General features: G+C 63.4%; 11 protein-coding genes. 6 read left to right on the forward strand and 5 right to left on the reverse strand.

What is annotated here, in order from left to right; genetic code table 11:
* Positions 1-9: 9 nt before the first annotated feature.
* Positions 10-831 (reverse strand): alpha/beta fold hydrolase, encoded by an 822-nt coding sequence (locus HHL15_RS09815; protein WP_169145586.1) that lies wholly within the window; start codon positions 829-831, stop codon positions 10-12.
* 314 nt (positions 832-1145) lie between these two features.
* On the opposite strand from HHL15_RS09815, the gene HHL15_RS09820 reads away from it, so the two are divergent.
* Together HHL15_RS09820 and HHL15_RS09825 are read left to right on the forward strand one after the other, a co-directional pair.
* A complete protein-coding gene (locus tag HHL15_RS09820; protein ID WP_169145587.1) occupies positions 1146-1751 on the forward strand; it encodes a TetR/AcrR family transcriptional regulator in 606 nt (201 codons plus the stop codon).
* A gap of 113 nt (positions 1752-1864) precedes the next feature.
* The gene (locus tag HHL15_RS09825; RefSeq protein WP_169145588.1) at positions 1865-4159 is read left to right on the forward strand and encodes an ATP-binding protein; all 2295 of its coding nucleotides are present in this window, start codon (positions 1865-1867) and stop codon (positions 4157-4159) included.
* A 100-nt stretch (positions 4160-4259) separates the two neighbouring features.
* On the opposite strand, the gene HHL15_RS09830 is transcribed toward HHL15_RS09825, so the two are convergent.
* Positions 4260-5462 (reverse strand): ammonium transporter, encoded by a 1203-nt coding sequence (locus tag HHL15_RS09830; RefSeq protein WP_169145589.1) that lies wholly within the window; start codon positions 5460-5462, stop codon positions 4260-4262.
* A gap of 461 nt (positions 5463-5923) precedes the next feature.
* On the opposite strand from HHL15_RS09830, the gene HHL15_RS09835 reads away from it, so the two are divergent.
* The 3 genes from HHL15_RS09835 to HHL15_RS09845 all read left to right on the forward strand — a co-directional run bounded on the left by HHL15_RS09835 (position 5924) and on the right by HHL15_RS09845 (position 8724).
* Positions 5924-6331, forward strand: coding sequence for a pilin (locus HHL15_RS09835; protein WP_169145590.1), 408 nt, complete (start codon positions 5924-5926; stop codon positions 6329-6331).
* Positions 6332-6438: 107 nt separating this feature from the next.
* A complete protein-coding gene (gene ampD / locus HHL15_RS09840; protein ID WP_169145693.1) occupies positions 6439-7059 on the forward strand; it encodes a 1,6-anhydro-N-acetylmuramyl-L-alanine amidase AmpD in 621 nt (206 codons plus the stop codon).
* Positions 7060-7086: 27 nt separating this feature from the next.
* Complete coding sequence (locus HHL15_RS09845) at positions 7087-8724, forward strand: sulfatase-like hydrolase/transferase (protein ID WP_169145591.1); 1638 nt, start codon at positions 7087-7089, stop codon at positions 8722-8724.
* On the opposite strand, the gene HHL15_RS09850 is transcribed toward HHL15_RS09845, so the two are convergent.
* A complete protein-coding gene (locus HHL15_RS09850) occupies positions 8655-9296 on the reverse strand; it encodes a class I SAM-dependent methyltransferase (RefSeq protein ID WP_169145592.1) in 642 nt (213 codons plus the stop codon). The two genes, HHL15_RS09845 and HHL15_RS09850, sit on opposite strands and share 70 nt — an antisense overlap.
* Positions 9297-9971: 675 nt before the next feature.
* On the opposite strand from HHL15_RS09850, the gene HHL15_RS09855 reads away from it, so the two are divergent.
* Positions 9972-10679, forward strand: coding sequence for a lytic transglycosylase domain-containing protein (locus HHL15_RS09855; RefSeq protein WP_169145593.1), 708 nt, complete (start codon positions 9972-9974; stop codon positions 10677-10679).
* Between the two features lie 70 nt (positions 10680-10749).
* On the opposite strand, the gene HHL15_RS09860 is transcribed toward HHL15_RS09855, so the two are convergent.
* Together HHL15_RS09860 and HHL15_RS09865 are read right to left on the reverse strand one after the other, a co-directional pair.
* Positions 10750-11913 (reverse strand): pyridoxal phosphate-dependent aminotransferase, encoded by a 1164-nt coding sequence (locus tag HHL15_RS09860; protein WP_169145594.1) that lies wholly within the window; start codon positions 11911-11913, stop codon positions 10750-10752.
* A 97-nt stretch (positions 11914-12010) separates the two neighbouring features.
* A complete protein-coding gene (locus HHL15_RS09865) occupies positions 12011-13867 on the reverse strand; it encodes a phosphoenolpyruvate carboxykinase (GTP) (protein WP_169145595.1) in 1857 nt (618 codons plus the stop codon).
* Positions 13868-14034: the final 167 nt, after the last annotated feature.

Genomic DNA, 14034 nt, shown 5'->3' on the forward strand with positions numbered 1-14034 from the left:
ATCTCCGGGTCAGGCGCAGAAGTCGCGCACCAGTTGCAGGAAGCGGGCGCGGTGCTCGGTCTGGACCCAGTGGCCGCACTGGCCGAAGAGGTGCAGCTCGGCGCGGGGGATCGCCTTGGCCAGCAGGAAGCCGCATTCCGGCGGCACGACGCCGTCTTCGCGGCCGTGCAGGACGAGGGTAGGGGCTTCGATCTTCGCCACGGAGGCTTCGGGGAAGCCCTTGACGATGGTCGGGCCGTCGCTGTTGGGCTTGGGGATCAGCTTGCGCAGGGCGTCCTGGGCACCGGGGCGGGCGCTGGCTTCAAAGCGGGTGCGGATCATCTCCTCGGTGATGATGTCCTGGTTGAACGGGAACAGACGCATGGTCTTTTCCATGTTTTCCAGGGAAGGCTCGTATTCCCAGGCGGAGCGCAGGCCGGGGGTCTGCACGAATTCGCCGGCGGGGGTGCCGAGCAGCACCAGCTTGTCCACCCGCTGCGGCGCGAACAAGGCCAGGCCGATGGAGAGGGCGCCGCCGAAGGAGTTGCCGACGAAAGAGGCCTTCTCGATCTCCAGCGCATCCATGATGCCGGTGAGGTGGCGTACCCACAGCTTGATGTCGTACTTGCTGTCGGACTTGAATTCGGTATAGCCGAAGCCGGCGATGTCCGGGGCGACGACCCGGAAGTGGGGGGCGAGGTCGGGGATGACCTTGCCCCAGTTGGTCCAGGCCGAAACGCCGGGGCCGGATCCGTGCAGCAGGAACAGCGGCTTGCCGCTGCCTTCTTCCAGATAGTTGGTTTGGTGCTCTGCAGCGAGCAGGTTCCTGCCAATGCCGGGGTGTGCGCTCATGTCTCCTCCTTGTTTGACTTTGTTCAATACAGATGTGTATGTGTATGGTACATAAAAATCTCGAGAGTGCAATCTTTTTTGATCTGGATCAACTGATTTTGCGGTGCAGCAATATTGTTTTTTGTTTTAAAACATATAGTTGATTGTTGTACGTGTTTTCCGAAACAGGAAGTGGGGGCGGGTGTCCGGATTTGCATACACTACTGTACTGTACGGGTTTGATTTTGGTGGTTTTGTGAATTTTCGTCAGGCTGCGGCGGCGCACGGCCGCCGGGTGGCTGATATACTTCCGGCTCGCTTTATTGCACCTGCCCATGTCCGAATCAGCCTCCCCTCCGACCCCCGCTTCCGGTTCTGCCGGCAAGGTTCAACTCACGCCTGCCGACTGGATCAAGGCTGCCACCGAGGTGCTGGTGGACAAGAGCATCGACGCGGTGCGCGTAGACGTGCTCGCCAAGGGGCTCAAGGTGACTCGGGGGAGCTTCTACTGGCACTTCCAGGACCGCGACGATCTGCTCCGGCAGCTGCTCAAGTCCTGGCGCGACGCTGCCACCGAACAGATCATCAATCGCTTCGAGGGCAGCGGTGCCAACCCCGAGGCCCTGGTGCGGGAGCTCGCTTCCTTGCCTTTCCGCGGGCAGTCGGCGGTCAGTTCAGCCTCCATCGAGCTGGCCATCCGTGCCTGGGCGCGGCGGGATGAAATGGCCCGCCAGGTGGTTGACGAGGTGGACGCGAAACGTCTGTCCTATGTCTCGCAGTGCTTTGTCGCCCTGGGTTTTGGCTTCCAGGAGGCCGGCATGCGGGCCTTCCTGCTGTACAGCTACATGATCAGCGAGTCCCTGATGCGGGCTCAGGGCACCGAAACCCAGCGCCAGCAGCGCCGTGAGTTCATCGAGAAGATGCTGCTGGAGCACGCCTGAGCCCATCGGGTGCCAGCCCGGACCTGCCCTGCCGGGCATGCGCGAATCGCCCAGTTTGGGTAATATCGTGAGTCAGTAAAACGGACTCGCCCTTGGCGGGGGCGGAGGCGCGCATGGGTAGGCTGTTCAATCGGGTCGCCGGTCACGTCCTGAGCGTGCATGTGGTGCTGGCACTGGCGATCCTGGCGCTGGTCACCGTGCTCGCCTGGATCGGTGCGGTACTCCATACCGGGCGCGTGGTCCAGGAGGCTTACGGGCAGCAGCTCTCGCTGGCCAGCAAGCAGCTGGACAGCCTGGACGAGAGCATCGACGACACCCTGGATTCCCTGGCCGGCATTCCTGCGGTGCTGGGGGCCGAGGAAGTGGTTCGGCGCACCCTGCGGCGCTTCAGTCAGACGGCTTCGGCATCTCCACCCACCCGCGAGACGCGCAAGCGCCTGTGGGAGGCGGAGCCCGATCTTCAGCACCTGGGGCGGCGCTTCCAGGATGTGGCCCAGCAGTTGAGGGCCGATGTCATCTGGGTCATGAATACGCGCGGTGAGTGCATTGCGGCCAGCAACGCAGGCGCCGCGCTCAGCTTTGTCGGCGGGGATTACTCGGATCGCCTTTACGTGCGCAATGCGCTTGAAGGGCGGCCGGGTCATCAGTACCTGGTGGGACGCCTGTCCCAGGTGCCGGGCTTGTACTTTTCCTACCCGGTCTGGGATGAGGGCCGGGTCATCGGTGTTGTTGCGGTCAAGCGCGAACTCACCCGCTTCGAGCGATGGACCCGGCATGTGGATGCCTTCATCTCGGATACCCGCGGTATCGTCGTGCTTGCCCGGGACAAGGCCATCGAGCAGAGAAGCCTGCCCGACAGTGACGTGGGCCAGATGCCGGAGGCCGAGCGGCAGGCGACCTACCTGCGCACCGAGTTCAAGCCACTACGCATCGGTCGTCACGCCAATCCCGAGTTTTCCCGTCTCGCCTACCTGGATGACCGGCACGACGAGCCTTTCCTGCTGCTGAGCGCGCCATCGTCGCGGGGCTTTACGCTGCACCTGCTCCAGCCCGTGCCGGAAATTCATCGCCTCGAGGCCCAGCGGCCCTCCCTGTTCATGCTGCTGGCGGTGGCCGGCAATTTCCTGGTGGTGGCGATCATTGCCGTCGGGCTCTACTTCAAGTCCCTGAACCGGGCGCGCCGTCAGGCCGAGCGGCTCAACCGGGAGCTGGAGGGGCTGGTGGACAAGCGGACCGAAGATCTGCGCCAGGCCAAGGAGGCGGCCGAGTCTGCCAATCGCGCGAAAAGCAGCTTTCTGGCCAATATGAGCCATGAGATACGCACACCCATGAACGCGATCATCGGCTTGTCCGGCATCCTGCGCCGGCGTGAGGGAGATCCCGATTCGGCCGACAAGCTGGAGAAGATCGAGTTGGCCGGTCAACACCTGCTCAGCGTGATCAATGACATCCTCGACCTGTCCAAGATCGAAGCCGGACGCCTGGTGCTGAGCGAGCAAAGGGTCGATCCCGGCGCGATCCTGGCCGACATGCTCAGCCTTTCGGGGGAGGAGGCGCGGAGCAAGGGGATAGACCTGTACTGCGAGCCGGTGCCGCCACTCGGCGCCTTGCTGGGGGATGCCACCCGCTTGCGTCAGGCCTTGCTCAACCTCGTCAACAATGCCGTGAAGTTCACCGACAGCGGATGGGTGGCAGTGAGGGTAAGGCTTCAGGAGGAGGACGAGGAGGGCGTCCTGTTGCGCTTCGAGGTTCAGGACACCGGGATCGGGGTTGCTCCCGACGTGCTGGCCAGTCTTTTTCAGCCCTTTCATCAGGCGGACGCCTCCACCTCCCGGCGCTTTGGCGGAACGGGTCTGGGGCTGGCCATCACGCGGCGTCTCGCCGAGTTGATGGGCGGCGAGGCGGGCGGTGCGCGGGCGCCGGAACAGGGGAGTTGCTTCTGGTTTTCAGCCCGCCTGCGCAAGGCGGGCGAGGTGCCCGAGGCGGAGCCTCCTGTGGAGGAGGACGGGAGCGAGCGCTTGCGGCGTTCATTCAGTGGCGGGCGCGTGCTTCTTGTTGAGGATGATCCGGTCAATCGCCTGGTTGCCGAGGACTACCTGAGCGCAGCCGGCCTGCAGGTTGACGTGGCGCAGGATGGCCTGGAGGCACTGGAGCGCATTCGGGAGGCAGCAGGGGGGCCGTACCTGGCGATCCTGATGGATGTGCAGATGCCCCGGATGGACGGCCTCGAGGCCACCCGCGCGATACGGCAGCTCCCGGGTGGCAAGCTCCTGCCGATCATCGCCATGACCGCCAACGCCTTCAGCGAGGACCGGCAGCGCTGCAGCGACGCAGGTATGGATGGCTTCGTGCCCAAGCCGGTGGACCCGGCAGCCCTTTATGCAGCCCTGGGCCGCTGCCTGGGCTAGAGGGCGCGAAGGCGCCGCGGCTGATAAGAAAACGGCCCATCGTGGATGATGGGCCGCAGTTTTTCGGGCTTGCTTCACCCCGCTCCCGGAGGCGTGCTCCTTACCAGTGAGTCTCCCGATCCGGGGTTGCCGTGATGCGGTGGATCGTCAGGTCGGCCCCGTCGTATTCCTCTTCCGCATCCAGGCGGATGCCCATGGTGTTCTTGAGCAGGCCATAGACCACAAAGCCGCCGGCCAGGCCAACCAGAGCGCCGCCCAGCGTGCCGATGAGTTGGGATGCCAGGCTCACGCCGCCCATCCCGCCCAGGGCCTGGGTGCCGAAGATGCCGGCCGCGATCCCGCCCCAGGCGCCGCACAGGCCGTGCAGCGGCCACACGCCGAGCACGTCGTCGATCTTCCAGCGGTTCTGGGTGACGGTGAACAACTGCACGAACAGGCCGCCGGCAATCAACCCGGTGAGCAGCGCACCGATGGGGTGCATCAGGTCAGAGCCGGCGCACACCGCCACCAGGCCGGCCAGCGGGCCGTTGTGAATGAAGCCTGGGTCGTTCTTGCCCATCACCATGGCCGCCAGGGTGCCGCCCACCATGGCCATCAGGGAATTGAGTGCGACCAGACCGCTGACCTTGTCGAGGGTCTGGGCCGACATCACGTTGAAGCCGAACCAGCCCACCGTGAGGATCCACGCGCCGAGGGCCAGGAAAGGAATGTTCGACGGCGGGTGGGCCGACACGGTGCCGTCCTTGGTGTAGCGGCCGCGCCGGGCGCCCAGCAGCAGCACCGCCGGCAGCGCGATCCAGCCGCCCACCGAATGCACCACCACCGACCCTGCGAAGTCATGGAACTTGGCCCCGAAGGCCGCTTCCAGCATGGGCTGGATGCCGAAGTTGTCGTTCCAGGCGATGCCCTCGAAGAAGGGATAGACAAAGCCCACCAGCAGGAAGGTGGCCACGCTCTGGGGGTGGAACTTGGCCCGCTCGGCAATGCCCCCCGAGATGATGGCCGGAATCGCTGCGGCAAAGGTCAGCAGGAAGAAGAACTTGACCATCTCGTAGCCGCTCTTCTGGGACAGCACCTCCGCACCCGAGAAGAAGTGGGCGCCGTAGGCCACGGTGTAGCCGATGAAGAAGTAGGCAATGGCCGACACGCAGAAATCCGTGAGGATCTTGACCAGGGCATTCACCTGGTTCTTCTTGCGCACCGTACCCAGCTCGAGGAAGGCGAAACCTGCGTGCATCGCAAGCACCATGATGGCGCCCAGCAGCACAAACACTACGTTACTGGCGTGACTCGATTGCTCCATTTTGGGCTCCAGAAAAGATCGGAGGCACCAAGCAGGTGCTGTGCCAGGTGGCGCTGACATGAAAATCCTTTTGAATCAGCGATTTTGGTGCATGACTGCGCTCCGAGACGCACCTTGTTAAGGCATTTCTCATGAAAATGCACTTAAATGGTGCAATTTGTGCGCACCTCCGTGCGCCAGATTGGTGAGCTGAGGGCGCGATCTCACCGGGGTGCCCCTGTGTCCGGTGGGTGAGGGGAATGACTGACGCATTAGGGCAGTAGGGGTGACGAAAAGCGTCACATCGTGGCGGCGGGAGGGGACTCGTCAAGCGCAAAGATTTTTTGTTTTTTGTTTTATCTGTTTGATTATAAATGATTTTATTTTTTATCCGGAATTCAGGCACGCCGGTTGCCTATGTATCCTCGTCCGGGTTCAGAACCCGCTCGAAATTCAAGTCAAACTCACTGGAGGTGCTCATCATGAAAAAGCAAGGCGGTTTTACCCTGATCGAACTGATGATCGTCGTCGCCATCATCGGCATCCTGGCCGCGATCGCTGTGCCGCAGTACCAGACTTACACGAAGAAGGCGAAGTTCACTGAAGTGGTCAATGCGGCGGAGGGCTTCAAGTCTCAGGTTGAGATCTGTATTCAGACCGAAAATCTGGGAGCTAACGCGACTGGTTGTACCAACGGTGCCAAGGGCATTGCAGCTGCACCGACTGCTTATGGCAAGCTCGCCAGCGTTGCAGTTGCGGACGGAAAGATTACTGCAACGGGGACTGCGGATGTCGATAGTGCCACCTTCATCATGGAGCCTACCATCGCAGCTTCTGGTATTACTTGGGATATCAGCACCGGTACCTGCAAGACCAAGGGTCTGTGCTGATCTCTGGTTAGAGTTCTGAAGATTCGAAAGCCCGGTGTCATGCACCGGGCTTTTTTTATTTGAACTTGTAGTGGTTTGATGTGTATTTGCTCGAAGCATTGCGCCAAATGACGGTTGTTCGATCTCATTCCTCTCCAAATTGTGATCCGCGTCCAGCTGGAGAGCCATGCTCCCTAGTTGTCATCCATGCCATCAGCCTCCCTCCAAACCGCTTGGGCGGGGCAGGCGTTGAGCAGTTGTTCACCAATACGCTTAACCCCAACGAGCACCCCTATTTCGCAACGATCGCTCATCTCCGTGTTTCCGCGCACTTCTTCATCCGTCGCACGGGTGAGACGATCTGCTTTGTTGCGCCCGAGTTGAGGGCCTGGCATGCCGGCGTCTCATCCTGGCGGGGCCATGAGCGCTGCAACGACTTCTCTATCGGTATCGAGCTCGAAGGCTGCGATACCTTGCCCTTCGAGCCGGTGCAGTACGAGGTGCTGGCTGCGCTGCTCGCCGACCTGTGCGAGCGCTTCCCCATCGAAGGCATCACCGGGCACTCGGACATCGCTCCAGGGCGCAAGACGGACCCCGGGCCGATGTTTGCCTGGGGGCGGCTGAAGCGCATTCTTGAAGCCCGTCACGGCGCCCGGCTGGCCGGCCTGATCGAGCCCGAGGCGGAAGTGCCCGAGGACGAGCCGCAGCGCATGGCCTGGCCGTTTCCCCTGGGCGAACGCCCGGAATAGGCACGGGCTGTTCAGAGGTTTTCCTTCATGAGGGTATTCGAATCCACCCTGGTGCGCGGGCAGTCCGCTTGGTCGCAGTGGCGGCTGCGGGCCCTCGTCTTTGTCGCCGCGCTCGTCCCCATGCTGATCTGGCTGCTGGTGGATGCCCGTCTCGCCCGCCCGTGGCAAGCGGCCGGGTGGGCCGGGTTGTGCGCACTGCTGGCGGCCGCTGCGCCGGGGCGCTGGCTGAAGTGGGGAGGCTACCTCCAGATCCTGATGTTGCCGCTGACCTTGGGCTGGCTGGCGGCCGTGGCGGTCACCGGCATGGGGCCCTCCACGGCAAGCCTGGGGTCGGTGACCAACGGGGCCTATCGGGAGGTCATGACCGCTTCCAGGGTGGTCATGATGAATCACGACTTCCGGATCGTTGCCAGTGCTGTCGCGCTTGCCGTCATGGCCATGGGCTGGGCCTTATGGCGGGCGGGGCCGGTCGTGCAACAGCGTGGCGTAAGCATGATCTTCCTGCTGGCACTGGTGCCGGGGTCGGCGGCCGTGCTTGATGTGGGGGGCTTTCGGGAGTACGCGAAGCTCGCAGGAAGCGAGGCCCGGGTTGGCGTGGTGTGGCTCTCTCACCTGGAGATGCTGAAGGAGGCAGGCCGTGTCCTGCTCAATCAGTCGGCCATGGGGGGGAGGGCGGAGTCGATTGCCACCCGTTCTGCAGGGCAGGCGGTCAAGACCTTCGATTTCTTCCCCGGCGTGGGGGTGTTCATCGTTGGCGAGTCCCTGCGTGCCGATGCCCTCATGAAGCCAGGCCGCGGCCCCTGGTCGGAGCGCCTGGCCCAGCGTCTTGATGAGGGTCTGGGCTTGAGGTTGCCGGATGCCTGCGCGGGAGGTAACGGGACCTTTGTCTCCTATCCCAGGCTGGTGACGGCAGTGGATGTGGCAGACGAGGCAGGGGCTGCAAGGGGGCCGACCCTGCTTGCCATAGCCAAGGCTGCCGGCGCGCGAACCGCCTACCTCAACAATCACGAGATCTGGGTCGTTCCGGAAGCGGGTCATGACTTCACCCAGAAGATCTCGTCGATGGACGTCAATACCTTTGACGAGGTGGCCATCGAGGCGATGGGCGACTTTCTCAAGCGGACTGATGCGCCTTCGAAGGCCGTGCTGATTCACTTGTACGGTCAGCACTTCTTCTATGAGCAGCGCTATCCGGCTGCCTTGTTTCCTGGCGAACCCAAGGGCCTGGAGAGTGACGCCCTGAGTGAGCTGCGCTATCAAAGAGCGGCGGAGTACGGGGCGAAGGTGCTCCTGCAGGCGGCCCAGGAACTCGACCGGCTAAGCGTTCCAGCGTTTCTTGTTTTTACCAGTGACCATGGTGAGCACCTGCCTTCCGATGGAACCGGAAAACGGTTTCATGCGGGGCCGACCAGCGCTCTGGGCGATTCAGTGGTGCCTGTCCTGGTGTTGTGGAACAAGGCGTTTCGCGACTCCGGGCGCCAGCATCTTCTCGATCGCTTTGGGCGTGAGAGGGGGTTGATTGCCCATCAGGATGCCGCTCGTGCCTGGCTTGCGCTGTCGGGGCGTCCGGGAGGGCTGGAGCCGAGTCCGCATCCTCAGACCTGGGGGGCGCTCGATCGTGGGCAGCGTACGGGGCCGGTCAGCTGTTCTGAGCTGAAGCCTTGATCCGAAGGCCTTTTCTCCAGCGTCCACACGGTCGCGGGGGGGAGGTTGCAGAGGATGGTGGGCCCTTTGGTCCAGACCAGGTTCCTGGATGGGCTTGCAAACGGGGTCTTGCCGAAGTAGCTGTACTGGATCAGCTGAAACTCACGATAGCGATGGCTGATGCGCTTGATGCTGTCACAAAGACGCTGGCAGTCCTGTGCAGGCAAGGAAGCGAACGGTAGTGATGAGACCAGGGTGAGCCGCTTGTGCTGCGGCAAGGTGAGTTCCTCGAGCTTGCTTGCGCATAGCGTCAATACTGGCAGCTCCGGGAAGCGCCTCAGAAGGCTGCGTGCCAGTTCCGGGGATTTCTCGAGCGCTACGAGGTAGTGCAACTGTTCCCTGACCGTCAGCAGTGCCTGTGTGATGGCTCCGGTCCCTGCTCCAAGCTCGATGACCACGCCAGGAGGGCCTTTGGCCAGTAGCGCCTTTGTGATGGCTGTGCCGAGGCTGCGTCCGGCAGGCGCGATGGCGCCAATCTGTCTCGGGTTCCGGAGGAGCGTGCGCCAGAAGGGGAGGAGGTGTGTCATCGACATGGAGTGGGGGCGTGCAAAGGTCCGGGATCGGGAAAGTAGGGCATCTCTTCATGGCTTGTCCATCCCGGCGGGCGACGATGTGGGGCTGTGCGCTGAAATGGTAAGCGCATGTAGTGTCATCTGGCGCCGTGACACAACGTCGAAGGCAGGCGTCCGGCAAGCCCGCCTGGCGATGCGCCACTGCCTGCTGCGTGGGTTGTGAACCCCGCGCAAACGTTGGTTTCATGCCATTGGAATCAATGGGTGTCGACAGGCTTTGAGGTGTTGTGGGAATGCCGTTGGCAAGTGCTCCTGTCGGGTTGTCGTCCCCCAGGTTTGACAAAATTGAATCGAATCAATACAATGCGTTCCGTGTGCAATGCAGCACGCAGAAACTTTGTTACATTCCCGTATCGAAGCCGTCGCATGGCCGGGCCTCTTCCCTTCCGGCTACTGACCGAATCAAGGTCTGGTTTCGATGCATTTTTGGCACGCTGTCTGGTTGCGTCAGCGTGTTTGGATCAACCCCTGGCGACCTGGTTTTCGAATGCCTTCGGCCGTTTTTCAGGCCGATGAGTGGAACCCGGCCCTCGCGTTTTGAGGGCCTTCGGGTGAAATAGACGAGTGCTCCAGCCTCCTTTTTCGAGGAGAGTGTTCGTTCGCGTTCGAGGGCCGTGGCCACAGAAAGGAGAGCCCATGTTCGCAACTCGTATCGCGAAGTACGCACGTCACGCGGCTTCATTCATGCTTCACTTCGCCCACGGCGGTTTGCTGGTCGCGGGTCTCATTGTTACTTTGTTCGTGGCTTCCCGTATTGCCAATCACGGCGTGCAAGGCCTGTCGCTGGGCAGTTTTACCGGTGATGCTGCCGCAGTGGCGGCGGTCGACGAAATCGATCCGGATCTGATGCAGGTGGTGGAGGCTGCCCCTGCGTCTGCCAAGCTGAGCCCGGATCTGCAGCGCGTCAAGATGTACATCGCCAAGCGTTACCAGGTGTCTGCAGTGGCTGTCGAGCCGCTGATCGCCTCGGCCCAGCAGACCGGCCGCAGTGTGGGGGTGGATCCCCTTTTGCTGGTGGCGGTGATGGCGATCGAGTCCCGCTTCAATCCCTTTGCGGAAAGCCCCATGGGTGCGCAAGGCCTGATGCAGGTCATCCCCAAGTGGCACCCGGACAAGGTGGACGTCAAGTCGGACCGCAGCGCCATGTTCGATCCGGAGACCAACATCCGCGTGGGAGCCTTGGTGCTCAAGGAGTACATCCAGAGCACGGGCTCGATCGAGCGCGCCTTGCAGCAGTACAACGGGTCGAGCGACCCGGCTGCGCCCTATGCCAGCAAGGTGATGGCCGTGAAGGCTGCGCTGGCCCAGGCTGCCAGGAGTGGAGGCCGGTTCGTCGGCGCCTGACACGCGCGACCTGCCGAGGGAAGAAAGAAACCCGCCTGCGAGAGCAGTGCGGGTTTTTTTATGCGTGCTTCTACAGGTGCTTCAGGACTCGGGCGATCCGTTCCGCCGCCTCCACCAGCCGCCCCTCGTCGGTGGTGTAAGCGATGCGCAGGTGTTTCTCGGGAGCGTTGTTGCCGAAGTCGAGGCCGGGGGTGGTGGCGACGCCGGCTTCTTCGATGAGGCGTTGGGCGAGGGTTTCGCTGCTGTCGGCCAGGTCGCTGACGTCGGCGTACAGGTAGAAGGCGCCCTGGGGTTCGGTGGCGAAGCGGAAGCCGATCTCGCGCAGGGCGGGCAGCAGGGCGTTGCGGCGCTCGGCGAAGGCGTGGCGGCGGGTTTCGAGGATCTCCAGGGTGGCAGGCTCGAAGGCGGCCAGGGCGGCATGCTGTGCCGGGGTGGAGGGGGAGATGAAGAAGTGCTGGGCGAGCTTTTCGATGTCGCGCACATAGGCCTCGGGGACGACCATCCAGCCCAGGCGCCAGCCGGTCATGCCGAAGTACTTGCTGAAGCTGTTCACCACGAAGACGTCGTCCAGGCGGCTGAGGGCGGTGCGGGCTTCCACGCCGTAGCACAGGCCCTGGTAGATCTCGTCCACGATCAGCACCCCGCCACGGGCGCTCACGGCCTGTTGCAGGGCTTCGATCTCGTCGAGTTCGAGCAGGGTGCCGGTGGGGTTGGCGGGGGAGGCGACCATCAGGCCGCGGGTGCGGGGTGTCCAGGCCTGCGCCAGGTGGGCGGGCGTGGGCTGGAAGCGGGTGGTGGCATCCACCGGCAGGGCTACCGGGCGGCCTTCAAAGCTGCGCACCAGGTGGCGGTTGGAGGGGTAGCCGGGGTCGGGTAGCAGCCATTCGTCGCCGGGGTCGGTGAGTACGCCGAGGGCCAGCATGAGGCCGCCGGAAGCGCCCGGGGTGACGATGATGCGCTCCGGGGCAATGTCGGTGCCGAAGCGGTCGTGGTAGAAGCGGGAGATGGCTTCGCGCAGGTCGGTGAGCCCCAGGGCGGGGGTGTAATGGACGTGGCCGCCTTCGAGGAAGCGCCGGGCGGCGTCCACCATGGGCTGCGGCGTCGGGAAGTCAGGCTCGCCCACTTCCAGGTGGATGATGTCGCGCCCCGCTGCGGACAGCTGGTGGGCGCGCTTGAGGATCTCCATCACGTGGAAGGGCTGGATGTCGGCCATGCGGCGGGCGATGCGGGTCATCGGTGATAGGTCCATCAGGTCCGTTCAAAATGCAGAAAGCGCCGATTGCTCGGCGCTTTCCTGGTGGGGCGTGGAGCAGCCGTCGGCTGCAGCGACCTTACACCGACAGGGACAGCTCGAACAGTTCGCGCTTGAGCATGAACTGCTTGGGCAGGCGGTCCTGCAGCTTGTCGAACCACTCCTTGTGGCCGGCCAGCTCGGTCTTCCAGGCTTCGGCGTCGATCTTGATGAGCATGTCGAACTCTTCCTTGGTGACGTCGGAGCCGGTCCAGTCGATGTCCTCGTACTGGGGCATCCAGCCGAGGGCGTTCTCGGTGGCGTGGACGCGGCCGCGGACGCGGTCCACAACCCACTTCAGGACGCGCATGTTCTCGCCGAAGCCGGGCCACATGAATTCGCCCTTCTCGTTCATGCGGAACCAGTTGACGCAGAAGATGCCCGGGGCCTGGTCGACGGTGTGACCCATCTTCAGCCAGTGGTTGAAGTAGTCACCCATGTGGTAGCCGCAGAAGGGCAGCATGGCGAACGGGTCGCGACGCACCACGCCCTGGGCGCCGAAGGCCGCAGCGGTGGTCTCGGAGCCGAGGGTGGCGGCCATGTACACACCGAAGTTCCAGTTGAAGGCCTGGTACACCAGCGGCACGGTGGTGGCGCGGCGGCCGCCGAAGATGAAGGCGGAGATGGGCACGCCGGCCGGGTCTTCCCAATTCGGGTCGATGGACGGGCACTGGCTGGCCGGGGCGGTGAAGCGGGAGTTCGGGTGAGCAGCCTTGCGGCCGGTCTCCTTGGCGAGCTCCGGGGTCCAGTCCTTGCCTTGCCAGTCGATCAGGTGCGCCGGGGCTTCCTTGGTCATGCCTTCCCACCACACGTCACCGTCGTCGGTCAGGGCGACGTTGGTGAAGATGATGTTTTCCTTGAGGGTGGCCAGGGCGTTGTAGTTGGTCTTCTCGGAGGTGCCGGGAGCCACGCCGAAGAAGCCGGCTTCCGGGTTGATCGCGTAGAAGCGGGTGGTGCCGTCGGCGTCCTTGCGGGGCTTGATCCAGGCGATGTCGTCACCGACGGTGGAGATCTTCCAGCCGTCGAAGGACTTGGGCGGGATCAGCATGGCGAAGTTGGTCTTGCCGCAGGCGGACGGGAAGGCGGCGGCGACGTAGGTCTTTTCGCCGGTGGGGCTTTCCACGCCGAGGATCAGCATGTGTTCGGCCAGCCAGCCTTCGTCGCGGGCCATGTTGGAGGCGATGCGCAGGGCGAAGCATTTCTTGCCGAGCAGGGCGTTGCCGCCGTAGCCGGAGCCGTAGGACCAGATCTCGCGGGTCTCGGGGTAGTGAACGATGTACTTGGTGGTCGGGTTGCAGGGCCAGGCGGAGTCCTTCTCGCCATGGCCGAGGGGGGCGCCCACGGTGTGCACGCAGGGCACGAACTCGCCGTCGGTGCCCAGCACGTCATACACGGCCTTGCCCATGCGGGTCATGGTGCGCATGTTGGTGACCACGTAGGGGCTGTCGGAGATCTCCACGCCGATGTGGGCGATGGGGGAGCCGAGGGGGCCCATGGAGAACGGGATCACGTACATCGTGCGGCCGTGCATGCAGCCCTTGAACAGTTCGTTCAGGGTCTTGCGCATCTTGGCCGGGTCTTCCCAGTTGTTGGTGGGGCCGGCGTCGTCCTTGTTGGCCGAGCAGATGTAGGTGCGGTCTTCGACGCGCGCCACATCGGAGGGGTCGGAACAGGCGAGGTAGGAGTTCTTGCGCTTTTCCGGGTTCAGCTTGATCAGCATGCCGGCTTCGACCATTTCGGCGCACAGGCGGTCGTATTCCTCCTGGGTTCCGTCGCACCAGACCACACGGTCGGGCTCGGCGAGGGCGGCGATCTCGGCGACCCACTGCTTCAGCTTCTGATTCTTGACGTATTCGGGCGCGGCTGCGATGGCGGCGTCGGCAATGCTTTGAGACATCTGACGATTCTCCAGGACGTTACGGATGCGTTGTTTCATGTTGCCGGCTTCGGGAGTCCTGCCGGCTGGGCAATCGCGTCTTTGGGCCTCCAGGGCGCGGCGCGTATTATTGGGCGTCAATCGGGGCAAACCCCGAAGGAGCTAGCCTGTAATTATGCCACGGCTCG

Origin of the sequence: Zoogloea dura (genome assembly GCF_012927165.1) — a bacterium.
Lineage (GTDB): Bacteria > Pseudomonadota > Gammaproteobacteria > Burkholderiales > Rhodocyclaceae > Zoogloea > Zoogloea dura.

Coding starts and splice junctions, on each gene's coding strand:
- ampD (WP_169145693.1), top strand. CDS start 6,439: ATGACGGTTGTTCGATCTCATTCCTCTCCAAATTGTGATCCGCGTCCA.
- HHL15_RS09855 (WP_169145593.1), top strand. CDS start 9,972: ATGTTCGCAACTCGTATCGCGAAGTACGCACGTCACGCGGCTTCATTC.
- HHL15_RS09845 (WP_169145591.1), top strand. CDS start 7,087: ATGAGGGTATTCGAATCCACCCTGGTGCGCGGGCAGTCCGCTTGGTCG.
- HHL15_RS09850 (WP_169145592.1), bottom strand. CDS start 9,296: ATGTCGATGACACACCTCCTCCCCTTCTGGCGCACGCTCCTCCGGAAC.
- HHL15_RS09815 (WP_169145586.1), bottom strand. CDS start 831: ATGAGCGCACACCCCGGCATTGGCAGGAACCTGCTCGCTGCAGAGCAC.
- HHL15_RS09830 (WP_169145589.1), bottom strand. CDS start 5,462: ATGGAGCAATCGAGTCACGCCAGTAACGTAGTGTTTGTGCTGCTGGGC.
- HHL15_RS09835 (WP_169145590.1), top strand. CDS start 5,924: ATGAAAAAGCAAGGCGGTTTTACCCTGATCGAACTGATGATCGTCGTC.
- HHL15_RS09860 (WP_169145594.1), bottom strand. CDS start 11,913: ATGACCCGCATCGCCCGCCGCATGGCCGACATCCAGCCCTTCCACGTG.
- HHL15_RS09865 (WP_169145595.1), bottom strand. CDS start 13,867: ATGTCTCAAAGCATTGCCGACGCCGCCATCGCAGCCGCGCCCGAATAC.
- HHL15_RS09825 (WP_169145588.1), top strand. CDS start 1,865: ATGGGTAGGCTGTTCAATCGGGTCGCCGGTCACGTCCTGAGCGTGCAT.
- HHL15_RS09820 (WP_169145587.1), top strand. CDS start 1,146: ATGTCCGAATCAGCCTCCCCTCCGACCCCCGCTTCCGGTTCTGCCGGC.